Origin of the sequence: Streptomyces sp. NPDC006476 (assembly GCF_040612015.1) — a bacterium.
GTDB classification, from domain to species: domain Bacteria; phylum Actinomycetota; class Actinomycetes; order Streptomycetales; family Streptomycetaceae; genus Streptomyces; species Streptomyces griseorubiginosus_B.
In genome coordinates, this window is record NZ_JBEXPK010000271.1 from 1 (window position 1) to 1,989 (window position 1,989).

Genomic DNA, 1,989 nt, shown 5'->3' on the forward strand with positions numbered 1-1,989 from the left:
ACGGGGTGTGATCACTCTGTGACTCCGGGACCTCAACTCCCGGCAGGCGTGAGGCCCCTGGTAGGAACGATCTTGCGACAGAAAAGATCCGACCGAGGGGCCTCACGGACGCTTGGTCAGGGCAGTTCACGCGGAAGGTCAGCTCTGGGATAGGTCGAGCAACATGGCGTGCATGAGAGGCGCGTGCTCAATGCGCGGGCGTAGGTCACCGATCGTCTTCCAGCCCCAACTCTCGTACAGCGCGTGGACCTTGGGGTGAGACTGACGGACCAGGAGGGTGGCGCGCTCCTCGGTCCGCTCGGCAAGCAGGGCGTCGTGCAGCTGGCGAGAGATGCCGGTCTTGCGCCACGGGATGCGGACCATCAGCTCGGACAGAGCGTAGGTGCGTGCACCGGTCTCGCGGACGAGGTCCTCGTCGACCTCGGTGAGCAATCCGCCCCACCAGCGGGCGTTCGGCGGGAGTACGGCGCCGTAGGCGTAGCCGACGGGCTGGTCGTCGTCGTAGCCGATGACGCAGCTCCAGCCTGGCCGGGCGCTCCAGTTGTCGAGTCCGCCAGCGAACCGCTCGACGCCGGCGAACGGGTCATTGGCGATGTCGTCGGCGTAGACCTCGGCGTACACCTCCAGCAGGGTCTCGCGGACCGCGGCGGCCTGGTCGGTGGTGTAGTGCCGGAAGTCGACGGTCACGGGAGGGGCCTCCTAGGCAGCGATGGCGCGGTGGACGGTGGCAAGACGGTCAGCGATCCGCTGACTGTTGAGTGCGCTGGTGTCGATCTGACTGGCGGTCCGCTCCGCACTCTGCAGGTTCCCCTGGGCGACCTGCAGCTCGGCCAGCTGCACGCCGTAGTACGCGCGGTTGCGGCGCATCCCTTTGCCGAGCATCTGCAGGGCCTGGGCCGTGGCCAGTTCGGCTTCGGTGAGCTGGCCCATGGCCTGGTGGGCGATGGCAGCGAGACCGGAGATCTCGGCCCCGTCGAGGAAGCGGAGCCACGGCGGGGCCGGGGAAGCGGTGTCGAACCGGTCGTGGGCGCGCTGCGCGGCGAGGATCGAGCGGGCCGCCGCGGGGTGGTCGCCAGCGCGGGCGTGGCCGATGGCGAGGCGGGAGTGGAGCAGGGCCGCGATGCGGGGGTCCTGGCGGGCCTGGCGTGTGTCGAGAGCCGCTCTGTTGACGCGCAAAGCCCCGCGGGTGCGGCCGTCAAGGCGGGCCTGCATGGAGAGGTTGGACCAGGCGCGGGCCTGGCCTCGCTTGTCTCCGGCAAGTAGGGCGGACTGCAGGGCGTCGGCGAACAGCACCCGGGCCTGGCCGGGTTGCCCGGCATCGTGGGCGGCCCACCCGGCGGAGGAGCACAGGTTGGAGATCGCGGAGTGCAGGGCCTGCTCGACGCTCGGCCCGTACGTGCAGCCATCGAGGGCCGTGCGCAGCCGGTCGAGGTAGCCCATGGACACCTCGAACAGGGCGCCCCCGCCCACGCTGTTGAAGTGGAAGACCATACGCCCGATCTTGCTGTCGGCGCGGGCGACGTCGGTGAGAGTGAGACGGCCGACGGTCGGGGTCTCATCGAGGCCCAGGGCCAGGGCGACGGTCATGGCGGCCGACGCGAAGACGAACAGGCGGCGCTTCACTGGGTCGTCCCCCTCCCCGGTGCCCGGGGTCATCGGCGGGGGGACGGGCATGCGGTTGCTGGAGCGTCCGCGCGGTACGAACCCCATGGCCTCGGGCGGCCGGTCGAAAATCTCTACGAGAGGCAGAAGGTATCGCTCGTTGGGCCAACGGGCCTGGCCGGAGAGCCAGCGGCGGACGTGCCGGTCGGTGGCCGCGCCGGGGCGGCCGAAGATCCGCTCGCTGATCTTGTTGACCTCTTCGGCCAGCTTCCGGCGGCTGAAGCCGAATTCCTTCATCGGGATTCCTCCGTGGATACTCCCGCCTTCAGGCGGGGGAGGAAACGGACTCCTGCGGAGCAGGGCAGGGAAAGCCGATGCGCCGCCAGG

Annotated in this window: 2 protein-coding genes; both read right to left on the bottom strand. The window is 70.0% G+C overall.

Annotation, left to right across the window (positions count from 1 at the left end):
• Positions 1 to 138: 138 nt before the first annotated feature.
• Complete coding sequence (locus ABZZ74_RS53915; RefSeq protein ID WP_356951413.1) at positions 139 to 687, bottom strand: GNAT family N-acetyltransferase; 549 nt, start codon at positions 685 to 687, stop codon at positions 139 to 141.
• A gap of 12 nt (positions 688 to 699) precedes the next feature.
• Positions 700 to 1,899 (bottom strand): hypothetical protein, encoded by a 1,200-nt coding sequence (locus tag ABZZ74_RS53920; protein ID WP_356951414.1) that lies wholly within the window; start codon positions 1,897 to 1,899, stop codon positions 700 to 702.
• Positions 1,900 to 1,989 lie beyond the last annotated feature (90 nt).